Consider the following 22,876-nt stretch of genomic DNA (forward strand, 5'->3'; position numbering starts at 1 on the left):
GACCAAATGACTTCGCATCACCTTCAAACTGCCACGCCCGCCGGAACCAGCCGCTATACAACGCGCAGCTTCGAAGAGCATCGCCGCTTCTGGCAGGCCCGCGCGGATGAATTCGGCGTGCCGTTTCGCCTGTCCTGCCTGCTTGGCCTGAACGCTCTTGTGCCGGGCGAGGCCGCCCATGAGCTTGTGTTTTGCCCAGCGGCACAAGCCGTCCTCGCGCGGATTTCAAAAGGCGCTGCTCTGCCCCAGTTTGTGGTGACCACGGCGGCGCTCTCGCAAGCACTGTCGACCCATCTGGAAGAAGACAGGGTGGTCATGAGAACCCCCGGACTGATCGCGGGCGACGGCCTGCCCGACGGTCAGGATACCGTCGCGCTCGCGCTTCCCTCCAAGGTTGAGGGGACGGTACGGGACCATTTGTCGACCGCAAATACGCGCATAACGACAAGCTATAAGTACCAGAACTGGCCCGCTGACGCGCTGCTCTCCAACGCCGCGCATCTGTCCAGCGATATTTTTCTGACCGCCCCGGGGCTTCATTTTCCGCCGCAGGGCACTGGTGACGCCGCCCTGCTGATCGAGATCACGACCGGCACGGCAGTGAAACTGCGGCTTTCAAGCCCTGCGGGAACGCTGCCGGGAAGTTACCTGCGCGCGCTTGGGGCCCTGACCGAACATCTCATCCGTCAGTTTTCCGACACCTCGCTGGCTTTGGCCGATCTGAGCCTCATGCCGGACCACGAGGCCGCGCAACCCATTCTCAGGGGACCCGATCTGGACGGCAGCCCGGACGAAACGCTTGTCAGCCTGTTTTCGCAGGCGGTTGCCGATCATGGGCCGCGAACTGCGCTGGTGACGGGTGATGAAACCATCAGCTATGATGAACTGGCCAGGCGCGCAGGCGCAGTCCGGGCGTATCTGGCGGAGCAAGAGATCGCACCGGGCGCAGTCGTCGGCCTTTTTGTCGACCGGAACCCGCACTGGATTGCGGGGATGCTGGGCATCATGGCACATGGGGCGGTCTACCTGCCGCTCGATCCCGATCAACCCGAGTCACGGATAGCGGATATCCTCGAACAAGCCTGCCCCCGAGCGCTGTTGACGGCCTGCGCAGCACCGCACCGCTGGACCGATGAGGCCGCGCAGATCAACGAGATCAGGCTTTCAATGCCCGATCCTTTCGCTTCCAGGCCCGGACCGGAAGACCTCGCCTATCTTCTGTTCACCTCCGGCTCCACGGGCAAGCCGAAAGGCGTCAAGATCGCCCATCATGGCTTCACGGTGATGATCCGGGACCAGATCAAGCAACTCGAAATACGCCCCGCCGACAGCGTCGCGCAGATCGCTGCGGCAACCTTTGACGCCTCGCTGTCCGAGATTTTCATGGCGCTGGCGAGCGGCGCGCGGCTGGCGCTGCTTTCTGCCGAGACGCTGCGCGCGCCGGACCAGTTGCGCGAGAAGTTCGCGCAGCTTGATGTCAACGTCGCGACCTTCACACCCCGCTTGCTCGAAGCTCTGAATGGCGCGCCCCTGCCTACGCTGCGCGCGCTTCTGACCGCCGGGGATGTGGCCGCACCTGCCCTTATCCGGCCCTACGCAAAGGATTGCAGCGTCTTCAACGCCTATGGCCCCACGGAATGCTCGGTTTGCGCCTCCATGCACAAGGTGGACCCGACCGCTGAGGGCCTTCAAACACTGCCCATCGGCAAACCGATCGCGGGCAGTGAGGTCCATGTCTGCGACCCGCTGGGCCGACCGCTGCCTCCGGGTCTGCCGGGAGAGATCGTGGTGACCGGTCCCGGCGTCGCGCGGGGCTATCTGGGCCGGAATCCGGACACCCCACCTTTCGGGCGCAACAAGACGTCCGGCGCGCGCAGCTACGCGACGGGGGATTTTGGCGTATACGACTCGAATGATGATCTGGTCTATCTCGGTCGCCGCGACGGGCAGATCAAGCTGCGCGGATACCGTGTGGAACGGGGCGACATCGAGGCCGCTCTGACCGCTCATCCGTCGGTCGGGCAAGCCCATGTCAAAGCGCCCGGTGAGGGCGAGCCGCTGCTCGCCTATGCCACCCGCCGGTACGCCATGGAAATCTGGCCGTCGATTGCCGAGTTCTTTGTCTACGACACGCTGGCCTATGGCGCGATGGCAGGCGACACGCGGCGGAACGACAGCTACCGCGCCGCAATGGAGCGGCAGGTTGACGGCAAGGTGGTGCTTGAAATCGGCCCGGGGGCCGAGGCGGTTCTGACCCGCATGTGCGTCGAGGCGGGCGCACGCAAGGTCTACTCGGTCGAAATCAGCCCCGAGACGGCGGAGCGCGCACGCGCGCGCATCGCGGCAGCAGGGATGCAGGACAGGGTCGAGATCATCACCGGCGACATCATGAGCGTCGAACTGCCCGAACCCGCCGACATCCTTGTTGCCGAGATCGTGGGCGGCATCGGCGGGTCCGAGGCTGCCGCCTATCTCATCAATCACGCCCACGGCCTCATGCGCACGCCGGAATGTCAGATTCCCACGCAAAGCGTGACAAGACTGGCGGGCGTCGATCTGAGCGGGGTGACCGAAAATGCGGGCTTCGCCCCCGCCGCAGCCCCTTATGTCGACAGCATATTCAAGCAGGTGGGCCGCCCGTTCGATTTGCGGCTGTGCCTGAAAAACCTCCCCCCCGATCGGCTGTTGACCGGCCATGACGTGCTTGAGGATCTCGACTTTCGCGCACCCATGGCGCTGGAGAACCGCCACGCGATCCGCCTGCCCGTCACAGCATCAGGCCGTATCGACGGCCTGCTCGCATGGCTTCATCTGGTGGTCGATGCGGAACACCCAGAGGAAGCGGTTGACATTCTCGACAACCCGTCAAGCTGGCTGCCGGTGATCCTGCCGCTCGATACGCCACTGGTGGGGCTGGCGCCCGGTGACGTTCTCGAAGGAACCGTCACGCGCACCCTCTCCGCCAACGGGCGCAATCCCGATTTTCACATCGAGGGCATCTGCCGCCATGGCGACGGTCGCTCGGACCCCTTCCGCTGCGCCGCGCCGCATATCGCAGAGGGCTTCCGCACGACCGAACTGCATCAATCGGTCTTTGCACCCGACGCAACGGCGCGGGTCGCCCCCGCTGCGACCCCCGACCAGCTGCGCAACTGGATGGCCGCGCGCCTGCCCGACTATATGCGCCCGGCCGAAGTGATCCTTCTAGACCACCTGCCGCTGACGACAAGCGGCAAGATCGACACTGCCGCTCTGCCAGGCCCGGCGGACAAAGACAGCGTCCCCGCGCGCAACGACATGGAAGCCGCGATCCTGAGCGTCTGGCAATCGGTCCTTGACACCAAAAACATCGGCGTTACATCGGAATTCCTCGCGCTCGGCGGCGATTCAATCTCCGCGATCCAGATCGCGGCCCGCCTGGGGGCCGATGGGATACAGACGACAGCCACAGACATCCTGAGCGAAGGGACGGTGGAGCGACTGGCACAGATCGCCACCCGTAGCTCTGCATCATCCGGCGCAGAGCAAGAACGGGTTGCGGGGCCATCAGATCCGCTCCCGGCGCAAAGCTGGTTTTTCTCGTCCTTCCCGACCAATCGCGCGCATTTCAATCAGGCGATACGCCTGCGTCATACGGGCCGCGCCGACCGGACGGCGATCGAGGATGCGCTTGCGGCATTGGCCGCACATCATGATGCGTTGCGCACCCGCTTCGATCCGGCGGGCCGCAGTTCGCAGATCGAGATCGGAGAAGGTGGCAACCGGGTCCCGGTCACCGAAATCGACGCGCGCCACGCTGAGATCGAGGCGGCGTTGATCACGCTGCACAAGGACATAGCTCCGATAGAGGGTAAGGTTCTTGCGGCGCTGCTTATCCGGGGTGCAGCGGCGGATGACATTGTCATCGCGGCACATCACATCGCGGTCGACTGGGTCTCTTGGGGAATCCTCATTTCGGATTTCAACCGGGCATATTCAGCCGCAACCAAAGGCATGCCCATCACCTTCGATCCCAAAACCGCTTCGGTACCCGCATGGGCGCGAGACGTGACCGAGATCACCCCAAAGCTGGCGAACCGCGCGCAACCCTACTGGCACGAAGTGGCGCACCGACCTGGGCGCGCCCTGACCCCGGCCGATCCGGGCCTCTACAGTGACGCGCAGAACGTCGCGCTGACGCTACCGACCGACCTGGCCCGAGCCGTGACCGGCACGGCGAACGAGGCCTATTCGACCCGCCCGCAGGAACTGATCCTGACGGCGCTGGTTCATGCCATCGAGCAGGAATGGGGCAACGGGGCGACCACGCTGCTGCTGGAGGGCCATGGCCGCGAACCGGCGCTCAGCACGCACGACGTATCCCGCACCGTTGGATGGTTCACGACGCTCTACCCTGTTGTTCTTAACTCACCCGCTGGAGGTGCCGACCGCCGGATAAAGGGCCTAAAAGAGGCCCTGCGAGCAGTCCCCGACAACGGCGCGAGCTATCTGCCGCTTGCCCAGGCCCCCAATGCCCACCCGGCGATGGCCAATATGGTGCCCGATGTCAGCTTCAACTTCCTCGGCGGGGGTGCCGCGACGACCGACGGGGCATGGTCGCCGGTTGACGCGCCGGTCGGGCCGGTCGTCTCGGGTCAGCATCGCCGCATCTGCACGCTGGACGTCGCGGTCGTCGCCCATGGTGCCGACGTCACGCTGACCCTGACACGAAACGGCAAGGCTATGTCGGCAGAGGTGATAACGCGGCTCCTGACCGCAATCGAAGCGGATCTGCGCGTCTTGTGCGATCACTGCCAGTCGCTGGGCACGACCGAACTGACCGCCGCCGACGTCGCCATGTCCGGGCTTTCGCAGGATGAGCTTGAGGCGCTGCTGGACGACTGATGACGGGAACCGGCTTGACCAGAACATTATCGACACCGGGGCAGTTTCGATGATCCGCAAGGAACAAATCGCAGATATCTATCCGCTCTCGCCGATGCAGGAGGCGATGGTAGTCGCGGGTTTGCGCGACCCTGACTCGACAGCTTACGTGCAGCAGCTGCGCATCACTTTGAATCGCGATCTGAATCAGGACACGTTCAAAGCAGCGTGGCAAGAGCTTGTCGACCGGCACACGATCCTGCGCACCGCATTCATCCTGCGCAATACGCCCCGCTTTCTTCAGGCGGTGCTGAAGCAGGTCGAGCCGGACATCGCGACACAAGACCTGACGCAGCTTACTGAGGAGGAGCAGGCAGCGCGGATCGAACAGATCTGCCTGTCCGAACGTATACGGGGCTTTGACCTGACCTCAGGGCCACCTTCGCGTATCCGGCTCATCCGACGAGGCCCTCAAAGCCACGTCATGATCTGGACGCACCATCACGTGCTGCTGGATGGCTGGTGTCTGGGTCTGATCGCCGAGGAATTCTTCCAGCTCTATGCCGCGCTGCGAGACGGGCATGCCCCGGGTCTCGGACCCGCCCGGCCCTATAGCAGCTTCGTGAAATGGGTTCAGGACCGGCCGGTCGAACAGTCCCTGCCCTACTGGAAGGACTATCTGGCGGGTTACGAGCCGATGTCACGGCTGCCGACCGGCGACACGCCGCACCCCGCCGCTGGAATGATCGACGAGGAATGCACGCTCGACCACAGGATTTTTGAGGCAGTCAACGCATTGGCCGCGCGTCTGAGAGTGACGAAGGGCGCGCTGCTCCATGCAGCCTGGGGCGTCTTTCTCGCCAAGTACTCCGATACCGACGACGCGCTTTTCACGTCGGTGATCGCCAATCGGCCGCCCAGCCTGCCCGGCGCCGAACAGATGATTGGCCTTCTGATCAACGCCGTGCCCGTACGCGTTCGGTTAGGCGCCGAGGATAGCTTTGCCCAACTGGCCCAACAGGTCCAAGCCGACATGCTGGCGCGGGCGGAGCATGAGCATGTGCCCCTCGCCACCATCCAGGGCGTGGCACCACAGGCAGCGCAGGTTTTTGATACCCTGCTGATCGTCCAGAACTACCCGCTTGGCGGGGTGGCATCAGACGGCCTATCAGGCGGGTTGCAGGCCATCCCCGACACACTGACCGAAGAGACCCACGCACCGCTCACGCTGAACGTTTCGCTGGCGGATGGCATTCACCTGCACCTGTCAGCACGCCCCGAACACCACGATGCGGCCATGGCGTCACAAATGATCCGGCATTTCGCAGGCCTGCTGGAACGGCTGATTGATCGGGCCGATGATCCGCTAATCACACAGACGCCGCTTGGACATACGGAGGCGTTGTCTTTGTCCGCGCCGCCCGACACCCAGCCCATACCGGCAAGCATGGCCGAATTGCTTGCTGGCCAGGTTACCAAGACACCCGATGCCACTGCGTTGACCGCAGGTGCAAAGACTTTGAGCTATGCCGAGCTCTCACACCGCGCAGATCGTCTGGCCGCACATCTGAGCGCATCGCTCGGGCTGCGCAGGGGCGACAAGGTCGGTCTGATGCTGCCGCGCGGCTCATGGCTCGTAACGGCGATGCTTGCCCTGATCCGAATGGGCGTCGCCTATGTCCCGCTTGGGCCGCGCGATCCGGCAGCGAGAACGGGCTTCGTGCTCATAGATGCGGGGGTGACAGCACTTATCACTGCGGCGGATGTGGCGCTGCCCGACGGGTTCGACGGCAAGATAATCCGCCTCGGAGAGGACACATCGCTGCCCGACGCGGCATCCCATGGCGCGACGCCCGCACCCGACGATCTGATCTACATCGCCTATACCTCCGGCTCGACCGGCCAGCCCAAGGGCGTAGAGATTGCTCACCGGAATGTCGCGGCCTTCACTGAAACACTGCCCGCAACGCTTGGCCTCAGGGCGGGCCAACGCATTCTCGGGCTGACCACACATACTTTCGACATATCGTTTCTGGAACTGATCAGCAGCCTTGCGCTTGGCCTTGAGGTGGTTCTCGCCGACGACGAAACCGCCGCCGATCCGATTGCCATTTGCGATCTGATCAAAACGCAGAAGATCGACGTCCTGCAAACCACACCCTCACGCCTGCGCACGCTTGTCGAGGTCGGCGGCTGGAAGGCGCTGGAAGACCTGAACACCATCCTCGTCGGAGGTGAGGCGCTGCCGTCGGACCTGTTCGACGGTCTCCGCACCCTGCCAGAGACGCGTTCCATCAATGTCTATGGTCCGACCGAAACCACCATCTGGTCGACCGCGCAGGACCTGTCGGACGGGCTGCTGTGCATTGGTCGGCCCTTTCCCGGCGAAGCCGCCTTTGTCTCAGGGCGAAACGGCCAGGTGATGCCTGTCGGCGCGGTCGGTGAGCTATGTATCACCGGCGCAGGTCTCGGGCGCGGATACCACCAGCGCCCTGACCTGACTGCGGAACGTTTTGCAGATCATCCGTTTGTGCCCGCAGCAAAATGCTACCGCACCGGTGACCTCGCGCGGCGGCGCACTGATGGCCGTTTCGAAGTGCTGGGCCGTCTGGATGATCAGGTAAAACTGCGCGGCCACCGGATCGAGCTGGGCGAGATCGAGTCCACTCTGCGCGGCCTGCACGGCATCGAGGCGGCGGTTGTGCTGCCCGAGCGCGGCGCAAGCGGTGAGACCAAGGCGCTGACCGCCTATGTGGTTTGCAAGACTGGCACTGCCCCGGACGGGATACTTGGCCAACTTGCATCTTTGCTGCCCGCCCACATGATCCCGGGCGCGCTTGTACCGCTGGACCGGTTGCCGCTGATGCCGAGCGGCAAGATCGACCGCAGCGCCCTGCGGCAGTTCGAAGCGACCGCGCCCGTCACAAGGGACGTGACCGACCTTCCACGGGATGAGACCGAGCAAGGCATCGCGCGCATCATCGCCGAGGTGTTGGACCGGCCGGTTTTCGGCCGCAGCGAGGATTTCTTTGTGGCGGGCGGCCACAGCCTGCTAACCGCGCGGGTCATCGGTCGCATCCGGCGCGATTTCGGCTGCAGCATTTCGATCCGCGAGTACTTTGCCGCTCCGACCGTGGCCGGTCTGGCGAAACATGTCCGCGCGCGGGGCGGGGCGCAGGGAACACGCATCCTACCCGCGCCTGAGGCCCCGGACCATCCGCTGACGCCCGCTCAGCGACAGCTTTATGTGCTGGACCGGATCAGACCGGGGCGGGCGGATTACATCGTTTCGACAGCGTTCTTGCTGGAAGGTCCGCTCGATCTGTCCGCGTTGCAGCGGGCGCTCGACGGCCTAGTGCTTCGGCACGAGGCGCTGCGCACGGCTTTTGTGATGCGCGGAGATACGCCGCGCCAGATGGTACAACCCGTCCGGCCCTACGCGCTGGAACGGCGGGACGTATCGGACGTTCCCACCGCAGAAGGTGAGATTGCCGCCTTTGCAATCCGCAGTTTCGATCTGGCCGACGGGTACCTGTCACGCGCCCTCTTGCTGCGGATCGACACCGAAGCGCATGTGATGGGGTTTGCCCTGCATCATATCATCGGCGATGCCATTTCGCTGGATGTGATCGCGCGCGATCTATCCCGGCTCTACAACAGCGAACGAGCGGGGCGCCAAGCAACGCTCAAACCGCTTGCACTGCAGCAGCGCGACATTGCGCATTGGATCGCCGAGCGTGCTGAAAGCCCCGACATGGACGATGCCGCCAGCTACTGGGCCGACATCATGAAGGGACCGGTCCCGCGACTGGACCTGCCGCTCGACCGTCCCCGCCCGGCGACGCTCGACGATGCGGGCGGGATCGTGAGCCATGAGCTCGATCCCGAACTGGCGCTGGCGCTGCAACACTGTGCCCAGCGTGCGGGGATCAGCCTTTTCGCGCTGGTCACGGCCATCACCGCGCTGACACTCACGCGCTGGTCGGCGCAAGACGAGGTCATTCTCGGCACCGCTGTTGCGGGGCGCGACCTGACCGAACTGGAGCCGCAGGTCGGCCTTTACGTCAACATGGTGCCGCTTCGTCTTCGGGTCGCGGAACACGACGGCATCGACGATTTCCTTTCAGCCGCCAACGCGGTTCTGATCGGCGCGCTTGAGCATCAGCATTATCCCTATGATCAGTTGATCGACAGGCTGCAATTGGATCACAGCCCCGACCGCACTCCCCTGGTCGAGGCCGTCGTCGGCCTGCAACGCGCCGCGCCCAGCCGGGCCGAGTTCGACGGCCTCAGCTTCACGCCCCTGACCCGATCCGGAAGCGCCGTTCGCTTCGACCTGACGTTCGATCTGGTGGAACGCGGCGAACGCTGTTTTTCCCTGGACCTGAGCTATCGCAAAAGCGTGTTTTCGGGGTCGCGCGCGGAACGGTTGGCCGAGAGCTGGCGTCACGTTGCAGAGCAAATCACCTCGATGCCGGGTCACGCCCTGAGCGATCTTGCCATCACGCCGGACATCGCCGCGGAAGGCGCGCAGGTGCCGAAGACGCGCGCACTGACGGAGATGTTCGCAGATCAAGTGGCGCGCACGCCATCAGCAATCGCACTTGTCGAGGGCGACCGGCACCTCACCTATCAGGCGCTCAACGATCAGATCACTGCATTCGCGCAAGCACTGATCGCGGCTCACGGGGTTGCGCCGGGGGATTTGGTGGGCCTCCTTCTGCCGCGCTCTGCCGACGCGGTGATCGCGCTGCTGGCGATACAATATGCGGGCGCAGCCTATGTGCCGCTGGATCCCAAACTGCCGGACACCCGGCTGGAACAGATCACAAAGCAGGCCGGTATCAGGCTTGTTGTCACCGACGCAGCCGACGCAAACCGGGCGCGCGGCGCCCTGTCGGTCGATGTGGCAGAAGTAGGCGAACGAGCCTCGGCCAAGGTCAGCCTGCCCAAGATCTCCACCGATGATCTTGCATATGTGCTGTTCACCTCAGGCACGACCGGCCAGCCAAAAGGTGTGATGATCGAACATCGCAGCGTCGCTAACCTGATCCTTTGGATGAACCGAACCATCCACGGAGGGCCCGAGGCGCAACCGGGTCACCACGCAGCGCTCGCCGCGCTCAGCTTTGATGTCTCGGTGCATGAAATCTACGCCGCGCTTCTCTTTGGTCACACACTGCATATTGTGACTGACGAGGTCAAAACCAGTCCCCGCCACCTGTCCCAGCAAATCGAGCGGGATGGCATCACCTCTCTGAGCCTGACGCCGAGCCTGCTGTCGGTGCTGCTAGATGCCGACCGGATCGCCCCGAACTGGCCGGTTCGCACATTGCTTATGGGCGCGGAGGAATTGCCGCTTCCCATGATCGAGGCGGTACGGCACGCGGCCCGTCAGCCAGACCTGCGGATATTCAACCTCTACGGTCCCAGCGAGACCTGCGTCGATGCGACATGGCACGAATTCGGGACCGACCTGTCACAAGACACCGCCGCTCCGATCGGGGTGCCGATCGATGGGGCCGAGGTGCTGATCTGCGACCCGCAGATGCGCGCGCTGCCGCCGGGTGCGATGGGGCAGATCTGCATCAGTGGACCCGGCCTTGCGCGCGCCTATCTGAATGCGCCCGACCTGACCAATGCAGCCTTTGTGCCGCACCCGATGAGGCCCGGCACGCGGCTCTATTGTACCGGCGATTTTGGCTACCGCCGCGAGGATGGCGTTCTGATGTTCGCCGGTCGGCGCGATCATCAGGTCAAGGTCAGGGGGCACCGGATTGAGCTGTTGGAAATCGAGCGGCAATTGGCCACCCTGCCCGACATCAGTTCCGTCGTTGTGACAGCGCCCGAAGGGCCTGCGGGTCGCGATCTGGTCGCCTATGTCGCTGCGGAGGCCTTGGATATCCCGTGGCTTCGGCAAAAGCTGGCAGAGGCGCTTCCGGCCTATATGGTCCCCGAAGTTTATGTGCGGCTGGACAGGATGCCGCTCAACGCATCGGGAAAGATCGACCGCGCCCGGCTTCCCGCCGCAAGCGGACCGGTCGAAACCGGGACACCGCCGCGACCGGGGCGCGAGGCGCAAATTGCGGCGATCTGGTCCAATATCCTCGGCACCCGGAACGTGAAGCGCGAGGATGAGTTCTTTCGCTCGGGCGGACACAGCCTTGCAGCAATCCGCCTGCTCACCGCTCTGGAGCGTGACCTTGGCGTTGCCGTGCCGTTGCCCGACTTTTTCCGGCGGCCAACCGTCTCAGGTCTTGCCGAACTCAGCCTGCAAGCCGGCACGCCGGACACCATACCGCCAGCACCTATCGCGGCGCACTACCCGCTTTCCCCGGCACAGCGGCGGCTTTGGGTCCTTAACGAGATTGACCCTACAGCTTACCTTCTGAACGTTGCTGTCCGGATCGACGGCCCCCTGTGCATCGACCTGCTAGCCCGCGCCTGCGCTGAAGTCGGCAAACGGCATTTCGCGCTCGGCACCCGACTTGTCACGCCTGATGGTATACCACGGCAGATCCCCGCCGCTTGCCCGATCACCTTGATCAAACATGTCGCGCGCGGCTGGAGCGAAAGCAGGCTTCTAACGGCGCTGGAACAACAGGCGCGGAAACCCTTCGATCTCGAAACCGGCCCGCCTCTGCGGCTGCAAATCTGGGATCACGGAGATGACCGCGCCCTGTTTCTGCTAAGCTTGCACCATATTGTCGGCGATGGCTGGTCGCTCAATCTGATCCTGAGTGAGATTTGCACCCTCTATGATGCGTTCTCACGCGATGAACCAAGCCCACTGCTGCCTCTGACCCTTCAGGCGCATGATATCGCGGTCCACGAAGACAAGCAGATGGCCCGGCTCCAGCAGGCGCACGAGGGACCACTGGCCGCAGCGCGCGCCTATTGGCACGAGAAGCTTGACGGCGGGCCAACCCGGCTCGACTTGCCTGCGGATCGCCCGCGCCCGAGGGTCAAGACCAGCGCAGGTCATACGATCCCCTTCAGATTTCACGCTGCCGCTGCAGAGTCTCTTTGCAGACGCGCCGAGACGTTGAATGGTGGCCTATTCCCTCTGCTCACTGCGCTCGTGAAGGTATTGCTCCACCGCTATACCGGCGAGCAGGACATCTGGCTCGGCACCGCCATCGCGGCCCGTCAGGGGCAGGATCGCGCCGCCCAGGTCGGATTCCATGTGGACACGGTCGTTCTGAGAGATCAAGTGTCGGCGGCGATGCCCTTCGACACGTTTCTGGGCAACGTGGCCGAAACCATCGCGCAGGCAACGGCGCATGCCGCCTATCCGATCGACGCGCTGATCGATGAGTTGGACGTTGAGCGCGATACCAGCCGCGCCGGGCTGTTCGATGCGATGATCGTCTACAATGTTGCCGAGGCGCAGGAGATCGGGCTTCGGGACGTGACACTCACGCCGCTGCCCCTTGCCGACGATATCGCGCGGTTCGACCTGACGGTCCATATCACCCGGGATGGAGACGCTCTCCGCGGCGCGGTGGAGTACAATACCGATCTGTTTGATGCCGACCGCATGGACCGCCTGATCGCTCACCTTCAGAGCCTCGCTGCGAGCATCACGACAGCAAGTGAAGCCGCCATCGGAGCGCTTGAGCTGATCCCGCAGTCAGAACAGGCGCAACTTGACCGTTTCTCGGCGGGTCCATCTGCGCCGCTTCCGACCGGAACCATCCCCGAAGCGGTCTGGGCGCAGGCCGGGCAAACCCCGCAATCGCTTGCAATCGCCGGTCCGGACCCGCTCAGCTATGCCGAACTGAAGTCGCGGGCGCAGGCACTTGGCAGATGGCTTGTTGAAACCGGGCAGCTTGCTCCGGGTGAGGCGGTTGGCGTCTGCATGGAACGCGGCACCGATCTTATCGTCGCGCTCCTTGCTGTGATGGAGGCCGGAGGCGTCTACCTGCCGCTCGAGCCCGACCATCCCAAGGCCCGGATCGACCGCACTCTGGCCGAAGCGGGATGCAGGCTCGTCCTGTCTGATGCCGCGGGCAGCGTTGTTTCAGATCTGGCACCCCCTAGCGCCACCCGTGGCGATCTCACCTTGGGTGTCCGGGCCGCCAACGCGTTACAGACACATCCCGATTGCGCCTATCTGATCTTCACCTCCGGTTCGACCGGTCGCCCCAAGGGCGTGCGCGTCAGCCACGGCGCGTTTCTGAACATGGTTGCAGCGCAGAACGCCGCATTCGGTCTGGCGCTGGGGGATCGCGTGCTGTTCTTCGCCTCTCCCGCCTTCGATGCGTCTCTGGCCGAAATCTTCACCACTCTGACCAGCGGGGCCACTCTGGTGCCGGCGACCGCTGAGCGGGTGCGCGACGGGGCGAATTTTGCATCCTGGATGACCGATGAGCGCATCAGCGTCGCGACCCTGCCCCCGGCCTATCTGGCGGCATTGAGGCAGCCGGACCTGCCGCATCTGCGGGTCTTGATCACGGCTGGCGAGGCCCCTCTGCACAAGGACGTGGCCCACTATGCGCCGCGGCTTTCTTACTTCAATGCCTACGGGCCAACCGAAAACGCAGTCTGTTCCACGATCCAGCGGGTCACATCAGCCGATGGCCCGATCCCAATCGGCCGCCCCATCGCCAACACGAAGGTCCTGATCCTTGACGACACTCAGAGCCCCGTTCCCATCGGAGTACCGGGTGAAATCTGCCTGGCCGGTGCGAGCCTTGCCCTGGGATATCTCGACCCCGCACAAACGGCAGCACGATTTGTGAAGGGCCCGGACGGCATGCGGCTCTACAGAACCGGCGATCTTGGCTGTTGGACGAAAGACGGCACAGTGCTCTATGCCGGTCGCGACGATGCGCAGGTCAAGATCAGAGGGCAACGGATAGAACCGGGCGAGGTGGCCGCCGCGCTGGAAACACACCCGGATGTCCAATCCGCGCTGGCACTGGTCCGCGAGGATATGCTTTGCGCCTATGTCGTGGGGCACGGCAAAGAGCGGGAGCTGCGCCGCCATGCAAGTACCATTTTACCTTCGGCAATGGTCCCTTCACGTATTGTCACGCTGAAGGCCTGGCCGCTCACCAGCAGCGGCAAAATCGATCAGGCCGCCCTGCCCGCCCCGGCCAGCCCGCGTTTGACTGACGCGGACGCCCCCAAGCCCGGGCTGGAGCAGCAGATCGCCTCGGTCTGGATGCAGGTATTGGGCCGCGACGCGATAGGCCGTCAGGATGACCTGTTTGATCTGGGGGCCGATTCCCTGAAAATCGTCCTGATCGTGAGCGCACTGAAAGCCCAGGGAATAGCCGCCAGCGTCACCGACCTCTACCTTTGTCGAAGCGTCGAATTGCTTGTCCGGCAGGTGGAGTCTGCAAAGCCCGACTTGCCGGTGGCAGGCAAACGCCAAAGCGATGTGGTACCGGTGACGGCGATCCAGAACTGGTTTTTTGCGCGTTTCGACGGCGACCTGAACCATTTCAATCAGGCGGTCACCCTGCGGCTTGACGGGTCCGAGCCCAGCGAGCACATCCGCGCAAATCTGGTTGAACTCGCCCGGAAACACCCCGCGTTGTGCACCCGTTTCCGCAAGATCGAAGGCGCATGGCATCAAGACCTGAGCGGCCACGCGGACGCGGCCATTGGCACCGTCGAACATCATCGTACAGACAGCGATGCAGCGGTGCAGGATATCGCGGAAGCCCTTCAACGCGCGTTGACCATCGACGAGGGGCGGCTCATGTCCGCCGCTCGGATCAGCCACGAGACCAAAGGCGAGTTTCTGGTGCTGATCGTCCACCATCTCGCCGTGGATGGCTATAGCTGGCGGCTGATCCTCAAGGATCTGAACGACCTGATGGCGGGAAAACCGCTCACACTGGAAACCGGGTGGTCGATCTCTGATCTGGCGAATGCCGAGACCGAACTGCGGGGACTGCCTGCGCTGGAACGCGAAAGCGTGGAATGGCGGCATCTGCTCGACGCGGTGGCGCGGCCGCCATGGGCTCGGAACCGACCCTGTTCGAACCGGTCCATGTGCAATGCAAGCGCGAAACTGCCTGCCGAGGCGACTTCGCAGTTGCTGGCGTCAGTCGGCCCGGGGATGGAGAGCCTGCTGCTCAGCGCCTTCGCCTCCGCGCTGCGCCGCGCCCTCGCCCTTGGCGACCTCCTGTTCTTGCTCGAAGGGCATGGCCGCGCGCCGTTGCTGCGCGCGGCGGACCTGTCCGAGACCGTTGGCTGGTGCACGGCGATCTACCCAGTCGCCCTGCCTGCGAGCACCGCGGGTGAACCAGACAAAGTTGCCGATGCGATTGCCGCCGTGCCCTCCGGCGGCGCGGGTTTCCTGCGCCTTCTTGCGGGTGACGCGGAATTGTCGCAGCGTGTCAAAGGCGCAATCGTCTTCAACTATCTCGGTGAGTTCGGCACGCAGGCGGCAGGACAACCAGGACCCGTCATTGCCGGGGCCCACGGCACCATGATCGACCCGGCGGCATCGGCGCTTGCTCCCATCGACGGACTTGCCCTTGTGCAGAACGGCCAGTTGTCCATCACACTGCGCGCCGACCCGGATATCCTCCCGCCCGACCTGCTGAACGCCGTGGTCCGCGACATGCTGGAAGAGGCGCGATCACAGGCACCGCGACACCAGGCGAAACCGGCACCGCAAATGGCGCGGCCTTATGATGTTCCGCCAGTGGAAACGCCTACAACTCTGAATACCGCTACGGGTTCCGATCTCTTTGCCATGCCCCCGCTGCTAGGATACGGGGCCGCGTTTTCCCGGCTTGCAAATGCCCTTGAGCATACCCGCCTGCACGCGTTCGACTTCATCGAAACCGAAGACCGCATGGCGCGATATGTCGACGCGATCACCTTTGTCACAGGCGACAAACCGATCCGATTGCTCGGTCTTTCCGGCGGCGCGCTGCTTGCTTTCGAGGTGACAAAGGCGCTGGAGGCCAGAGGATACCGGGTTGCGGATCTGATCCTTCTGGACACCCCGGCCAATCTTGCGCCTGTCCAACGCTCGACCGATGAGATCGAAGCAAAAATCCAGGCAGATCTGTCTTATCTTCAGAACCAGATGGCGGAGGAAGGCGGCACCTATCAGGCGGCAGTCAATGATACCGAAGCCCAGACCACTCTGATTGCCAAGATGCGGCGGTTCATCGAATATCTCGACCCGCTGGTAACCTCTGGAACCGCAAAGGCGAACATTCACCAGATCCGGTCGGAACAGCATTGGGAAGCCGATGCGGCCTGGTCGCGCTGGCGCACGCTGACCTGCGCGCGCTTCCAGACTTACCAGGGCTCGGGCCAGCACGCGGATATGCTCGACCAGCGCAATGGACCGGCAAACGCCCGCATCATCGAACATATTCTCCAGCAAGCGGACAGGAGGCATCTGAAGGCCGCCGACGCCGCGGAAGAGCGTCCTAAGGAAAGACTCGGCTAAGGAGTGCTCCGCTGACCCCTTCAGGTAGTTCCGAAATAGGGCTGCTTCCTAGTCCGGGCTATCCCCCAACTCCATCCTGAGCGACGGGAAATCCGGCGAAACGGTTGGGACCTCCGCACAGTTTCGCTCCTTCAGATACTGTTCGACACCAGGATGCAGCGGCATCTCATGATCGGCAGCCAACATTTCAGCCGGGTCCTGAATCGATAGTGCGAGATGCTGCGCGAGCAGTATCTGGGGGTTTCCAAACAGCACGCGGGTCAGGTGGCAGGTCACATAGGCGGGCAGTTCTTCGTGAAAGAGCAGCGATACTTCGAAATCGAAGGCACCGGGGATTTCCAACTGAGTGGCAGCGGTATCAGTGCCGGCTTCGGGATCAAATGGTTCTACCACGCCCGCAATCTGGTCATCTTCCTCGAAGCTGACAACGCGCGCACCGCAACGCGCCGCCGTCTCGATAAGTGCCGGCGAGATCAGGCCAATCAGGCTGAGGAACGCGTCGATCTCACCCGAACAGAGAGACCGCAGATTGTCGTCGCGCGTGGCGTTGCGCACTTCGCCCAGATCGGCCGACGAAAGACCGTTTGCGGCCAGCAGGTTTTGCCACAATTGGCGGGTGGTCGATCCTTCCACGCCAAGGTTGATCCTTTTGCCCCGCAAGTCGGCAATTGAGTCAATCCCGGAGTTCCGAGCGACAACCATAACACCTGCATGGTTGATCAACGCTGTACCGAAGCGCGCGCGTGGTATCATCGAGGCGTCCTCTGAATACCCGGCCTCTGCGTCTCCGCGAACCAATATGGATTGTGCTTGTCCACCATTCATCAAATGAATGTTCTCCTGCGATCCTTCGGATTGCAGGGCGGCGCAGTGAATCCGATGTTGGGCGAAATTGGCCGAGAGGACTTCGCAGATACCGCTCGCCACATAGAAATAGGTGCTGACGGTCGACCCCGAATAGATGCCCAGAAACCACTCGGGCGGGCGGCGCGCGTCCGACAGGCGCTCGTTGTATTGGGCACCGTCATCCGTCAGCTCTGGGACAAGATTTGGCCGGTATGGCACCGCCAGAAGCTCTTCGGTGGTCTGCGCATCCGCAGCCAGACCGGTTATCAGCATCGCAATCAGAGGTAGTCGTTTCATCATCGCATTTCCCGGCATTCGACCTGAACCTCGCAATAACACTCCGTGACAAGAACCAAGCGGGGCATGGCCTCAGCGCACCTTGGCCATCTGTCCGTCCGCCATAGCATAGACCGTATCGGCGACATCGAAATACTGTTCGTCATGGGTGATGCAGATGACAATCCGTCCTTCGGCGGCCAGCGCCGGAAGGACCTCGCGATAGAAAACCCGACGGAAATGCGGGTCCTGATCTGCGGCCCATTCGTCAAGCATGAGGATCGGCGCGTCCTGCAGCAGGGCCACGATCAGGGCCAGACGCTTGCGCTGACCAGCCGACAGTTCTGTTGTTGTAAAGGCCCCATCGGCCAGTTCGACCTTATCGCTCAGTTCGAACTGCGCAAGCAGGGCGGCGACCCGCGAAGGATCGACATCTTCGAGCCCAAAGAGCGAGCGGAACATGTAATAGTCGGAAAAAACCACGCCGACCCCGTCGCGATAGGCGCCGAACTGTTCCGCTTCGATCGGCACCCTATCAAGCAGAAGACGGCCTGCATCGGGATGGACGAGGCCTGTCATCAACCGGAACAAGGTCGACTTTCCCGACCCGTTTCCGCCGGTGATGAAGCTGATCTGACCCCTATGAAAGGACGCATCTGTTGGTTGCAACACAAAGCTCGCCCGGCCTTCTGCGTCGTGGAACGTGTAACTCACGCCCTCAAGCGTCAGTGATTTGGGTTGCGTGTCGAAGGACAGCGGATGCTCATCGTCACTTTCAGCCGCCGCCGCGCGCAGGCGGTCGTTCAGATTGTGAATGTTTCGAAGCGCCCGTATGGTGTTGTTCACCGCAGGAACCCCCTGCGCGAGGCTGGAAAGCGCTCCGATCATGAAGAGTGCGGCCATGGTCGCCTGAAGGACGACGTCGTGATAGGTGTCGGTGAACAGGGGCACCACAAAAACCATCACACCCAGCAGAATGTAGAAAAGCGTCTGCGTCAGAACATATTCGCGCGCCCAGTGCCGCCTTATCCGGTTTGTCGTCGCACGCGTTTCGTCAGACTGGAATCTCAACTGCGCTTCGACATCGGCGCCCCGCGCCTCGTTGAAGGTGATCTCCTTGATGCCTGAGTGCATACCCCGAAAAGCGGTGAATAGCCCGTTCTGAGTGACCGAAAGTGCATCGGTCTGTTTGTGCAATGCGTTCAGCCGCGTCACATGGAACCCCACCGCAAAGATCCCGAACAGACCCACAAGCACGAAGGCAATCGTTGACAGGTAGGCGATGTATAGCGACATGAATATCAGAAGCAGGCTTTGCTGAGCACCGACCACGATCAGCGGCAGGGTGTCCGAGATTGTCTGCGCCTCTTGCGTCACCGCCTTGTAGATCGGTGCTCGCCCAATGCGCTGAAGCGCGGCGTAATCGGCGTCGCGCGTTGCCTCCAGAATGCTGCGACGCAGATCGGCGATCATCCGCTCCGCACCGTTTGCCGCCTCCTGCATCAGCGATCGTTGCGCAACGCTGTAGACAATAATGCTCAGCAGGAAGTAGAGCGCCAGCCCAAAGCCGCTATCGTCCTCCTCCCGCCCAAGAGACAGGTTGACGACCGCAATCGTCATCGTTGTGGCAAGCGCCGACAGCGCGAGCATCACCAGAAATCTGCGGCGATCCACCTCCAGGTCGTTGAGCAGTTGCCGCAGGAACTCCATCGCGATCAGTTCCCCGCCGGCGCGGCGGGGCCAGCATCGATCTGCATCCCCTCGCTGAGATGGATGCGCCGGTCTGCCACGTCGAAATAGGCATCATCATGGGTCACTGCGATGATGGTCTTTCCTTCGGTCTTCAGCTTGGGCAGGATCTCGCGATAGAATTTCTTGCGGAAATGCGGGTCCTGATCGGCTGCCCATTCATCAAGAACTAGCAGCGGGCGATCCTCCAGCAGAGCGACCACCAGAGCGAGGCGTTTCTTCTGTCCTGTCGATAGATTGAGCGTCGTGAAGCGCGCGCCCTCTACACCAACGATACCTTCCAACTCAAAGAGCCTGAGCTGCGCCGCTACCGTTTCGGCGGGAACACTGCGCAGGCCAAAGAGTTCCGGGAAAAGGTGAAAATCGGACAGAACAGACGCGATCTGTGCGCGAAAGTCCTGGGCATTGACCTCGCTGATGGCGCGCCCGTCAACCTTGAGACGACCCGCTGAGGGTACGTAGAGCCCAGTCAGTATCCGCATCAGTGTCGATTTGCCCGATCCGTTGCCGCCCGAGATGAACAGAATCTCTCCGCGCGCGACATGCAGATTGACCGGACCCAGATGGAAGGGTTCGACATCCTGTTTGGCGGGATACTCATACTCGGCATCCTCAAGCACGATGCGCTCGAACTGGGCAAATCTCACCGGATCGGCACTGGCGTGCTCACCCGAACTCGCGGCATATTCCAACAGGCGCGCCTCAAGCCCTAGGATGCGCGTTGCCGAAGCCTCGGCCGCGCCCAGAACCGCAACCGCCTGAACAACGAGCCCGATGGGCCCGATGATGAACAACACCGCGGTCGCCGTTTTTGTGAGGTTGCCCGCGCTGATATCGGTGTAGCTGGGCACCACGAACACCACGACGCCAAGCAGGAAGAACAGTGCTAACTGCCCGAAGATATAGAGGTCGAAACCTACATTCTGCATCTCAATCCGGCTCTCTGCGGCACGTTCTACTGACCGGTCGAAAGCTGCGGCAAGCTTCTCGCGGCGCGGGCGGAACATGCGGACCTCTTTCCAGCCGTCCAACTGGTCGGTGATCTGTTCAAACATCCGTCTATCATCCGCCGCGACCTGCATGTGCGACTGCATCACCTGCTGACCGCGGCGGAAATAAACATATCCGGCGAACAAAATCGCCAGAGTCAGCATTACGAAAGTCGCCTTGGAGGTGGCAAAGATGTAGCCGAGGATCGCGATGACCATGATCGCCGACCGGAACGCGATCGCGATATACTGGCTGTTCTGCGAGATCGTGTTCGAGGCCTGCGTAACGCAGTCAAAGAGTTCGGCATCGCCGATCCTGTCCCGTTGCGCAGGGTTGAGCATGCGCAAAAGGCCGATGAGATCGCAACGCGCCTCATGGATTGCATCCTCGACCAGCACCGCGAATCTGGACAGAAGGCGCAACTCAAAAACTAGAAACAGCGCCAGTGCCACGCAAAAGAGACCGGCCATCAGCCAATCCACATTATCGATGCCCTCCGACGCGATATCCTGCGCCGCCCGGTTGACCAACACCATGATGCCCACGGTGCACAGGCTGGAGCCTGCAGCCACCAGACTGAGCGCCTTCAGCGGCAGCGCAGCTTTCCGCGTGATCAGTGCAAAAAGCTGCATAGCACCTCAGTGGGCGAGTGTTTCATGAGAGGCACTCTGAGACAGAGTGCGCACGATCCCCCATCGCCAATTAGGTACCTCGAATCGGTCACGAAAGAACCCCATCCACTACCATCAAACTCTGCCCAGATTTTTCGTCCGCAAACACCTGCTCCGCGCTCTAGGGTTTGGGATTGGGTGTTGCGCCAGTGGCCGCAGACCCGTCCGATTGCACCACTGCGGGTGTTTGCTGCCCCGATCCGGGTTCTTCTTGAGGTTTGTCTGCATGCATCGGCGGTTCCTGCTGCAGCCCTTCCTGCTCAGCCGCGAAGCTCTCATGCCCCGCATCCCGGGGTTCGGATGTGATCAGTTGCGGCTGGGTCGTCGCCACAGCCCCGGACGATACGCTCTCGCCCACCCCGTCCGGCGTCGCAATCGCACCTGAATGCTGGAGACGGTAGGGGTCTGGTTGTATGGCGTTGGTGGATTGTGTCTCGGTCAGGGCAGCGTTTTGGTTCAGCGGCACGGTGATGTCTTCCAGCGTTTCACTCCGGCCTCTTGTTCCGCTGCCTTCAAACTCACCAGTATTCAGGATCACAGGAAGCCCGTCCGAACCGCCCATAACAATGATTTTTGAATTATCCGAGGTCGAAATGGCCAGAGTGGCGTCGATCCCTCGCAGGCGTAGATACTCATCGGTGATCGTACCTGATACGATCTCCTGAAACTCACGAATGCCCGTCGCCTCAATATTCTTGCGCTGGCGCTCCAGTTCCTCGCGCTCAATCCGGAAATCATATTCGAGCATGACATGGTATTGCTGCGTCTTGCGTTCGATTGCCTCGACGACGGAATCCGGCAACGCGACGGAACGAATCAACGTGTCCTCCACATAGACAAGCTGTCCCGACGGGCTTTGCGAAATCAGGGACGATCCCAGCTGAGTGACCATGCGTTCCAGTATCTGCGCCTGAATGAATGCCCGGGCGTCAGTATAGAGCTGCTCCGGCGTATAGCGCGAGATCACCTCGCGGGCGTTCGAACCGATCTCAGGGTTCAAGAGCACGTTGGGATAGTTCGGGCCGATTTCCTTGTGCAGGGTGCCCACGGAGCTTCGATTGATGCGATAGCGCGTCGCAATCTCGACCTGCATGCTCAGCCCGTTGGACGAAATAGTATCGTAGGAATGCACAATGGTGCGCAATCGCGCATCGTAGATATAGGCTCTGTCCCACGGAAAGATCAGGTGAATGCCTTCGGCCATGTATTCGGTGGTAACAGTGCCGCCGAAGAATCGTTTCCAAAGCACGCCGACATGCCCCGCAGGCACGTTCACGATCGCCCTGGGAAGGGCGAGTGCCACAAGAAAGACAATGATCAGGAGTGTCAGGCCGATCGAAAAGGCGTGACGCCTGCGCCAGAACCGGACCCGGAGGCCAAGCCTGCGCCAACGCGATGCCGCCTCGATTTCATCATCATCAGCGGACGCCGCGCCTGCTTTCTGAGTCATATAGCCCGACCTCGTGCAACTATTTCGACTTTGCCGCGCTACGACGATTCAGTCGCATCTCTTCTCGATCCAGCTTGCCCTGCTCAATCATCAGGCGGGCGCGCTTATTCGGACGTATCAGAACCAAAAGAATGAGTGCTATGATCGGGCTGAGCACGACGGCAATCAGGAAAATGCCAATGAAACCCGCTGCGGTTTCGCGGCCAAGCAAGCCAACGACCGCTGCCGCAAAAAGATAAAGCACGATGGCTGCATACATAAGCACTTCCTCGGGCAGTCGCTGTGAAAGCCAACCGAGAGCGACGCTTTCGCCGTTCTGCCTGTTTGTCTTAGCAAAATCTCCAGGCAGTGCCAATAATATTCCCGTTTGAGGCGATCCTGAGCAGCTTTTGACACCTCAACCTTATTTGCCGAGCGACGGGTTTTGAGTCCGTTACTGAGCTCAACGGGAGAGGGCCCTTTCGCGGTCAGCTTTTGGTTGTTATCCTCGCACAGAGGCTTTCATCGCGGTTTCCCAGTATGACTGAAGAAGAGCTGGTTCTGGAAGAACTTGCTGAGCTTCTAGACGCTCAGAACATCGACACGTCCTCGGACTTTTTTGCT

At 62.1% G+C, this 22,876-nt stretch carries 7 protein-coding genes; 2 read left to right on the forward strand and 5 right to left on the reverse strand.

Annotation, left to right across the window (positions count from 1 at the left end; genetic code table 11):
- The first annotated feature begins 6 nt into the window (after positions 1-6).
- On the forward strand, positions 7-4,884 hold the full coding sequence (locus Q5Y75_RS16635; RefSeq protein ID WP_306199488.1) for a non-ribosomal peptide synthetase: 4,878 nt from the start codon (positions 7-9) through the stop codon (positions 4,882-4,884).
- Positions 4,856-16,291: a non-ribosomal peptide synthetase gene (locus Q5Y75_RS16640; protein WP_306199490.1), complete on the forward strand. Its 11,436-nt coding sequence runs from the start codon at positions 4,856-4,858 to the stop codon at positions 16,289-16,291. The genes Q5Y75_RS16635 and Q5Y75_RS16640 overlap by 29 nt, the downstream gene beginning before the upstream one ends.
- Before the next feature lie 48 nt (positions 16,292-16,339).
- On the opposite strand, the gene Q5Y75_RS16645 is transcribed toward Q5Y75_RS16640, so the two are convergent.
- The 5 genes from Q5Y75_RS16645 to Q5Y75_RS16665 all read right to left on the reverse strand — a co-directional run bounded on the left by Q5Y75_RS16645 (position 16,340) and on the right by Q5Y75_RS16665 (position 22,532).
- Complete coding sequence (locus Q5Y75_RS16645; protein ID WP_306199492.1) at positions 16,340-17,434, reverse strand: TAXI family TRAP transporter solute-binding subunit; 1,095 nt, start codon at positions 17,432-17,434, stop codon at positions 16,340-16,342.
- Between the two features lie 72 nt (positions 17,435-17,506).
- On the reverse strand, positions 17,507-19,123 hold the full coding sequence (locus Q5Y75_RS16650) for a cyclic peptide export ABC transporter (protein WP_306199494.1): 1,617 nt from the start codon (positions 19,121-19,123) through the stop codon (positions 17,507-17,509).
- A gap of 5 nt (positions 19,124-19,128) precedes the next feature.
- Positions 19,129-20,784 carry a cyclic peptide export ABC transporter gene (locus Q5Y75_RS16655; protein ID WP_306199496.1) on the reverse strand — a complete coding sequence of 552 codons (1,656 nt, stop codon included), beginning with the start codon at positions 20,782-20,784 and terminating at the stop codon, positions 19,129-19,131.
- 160 nt (positions 20,785-20,944) lie between these two features.
- Complete coding sequence (locus Q5Y75_RS16660; protein WP_306199498.1) at positions 20,945-22,273, reverse strand: prohibitin family protein; 1,329 nt, start codon at positions 22,271-22,273, stop codon at positions 20,945-20,947.
- A gap of 19 nt (positions 22,274-22,292) precedes the next feature.
- Complete coding sequence (locus Q5Y75_RS16665; RefSeq protein WP_306199500.1) at positions 22,293-22,532, reverse strand: hypothetical protein; 240 nt, start codon at positions 22,530-22,532, stop codon at positions 22,293-22,295.
- Positions 22,533-22,876 lie beyond the last annotated feature (344 nt).

Origin of the sequence: Ruegeria discodermiae (assembly GCF_030758345.1) — a bacterium.
In the GTDB taxonomy this organism is placed as follows: Bacteria; Pseudomonadota; Alphaproteobacteria; order Rhodobacterales; family Rhodobacteraceae; genus Ruegeria_C.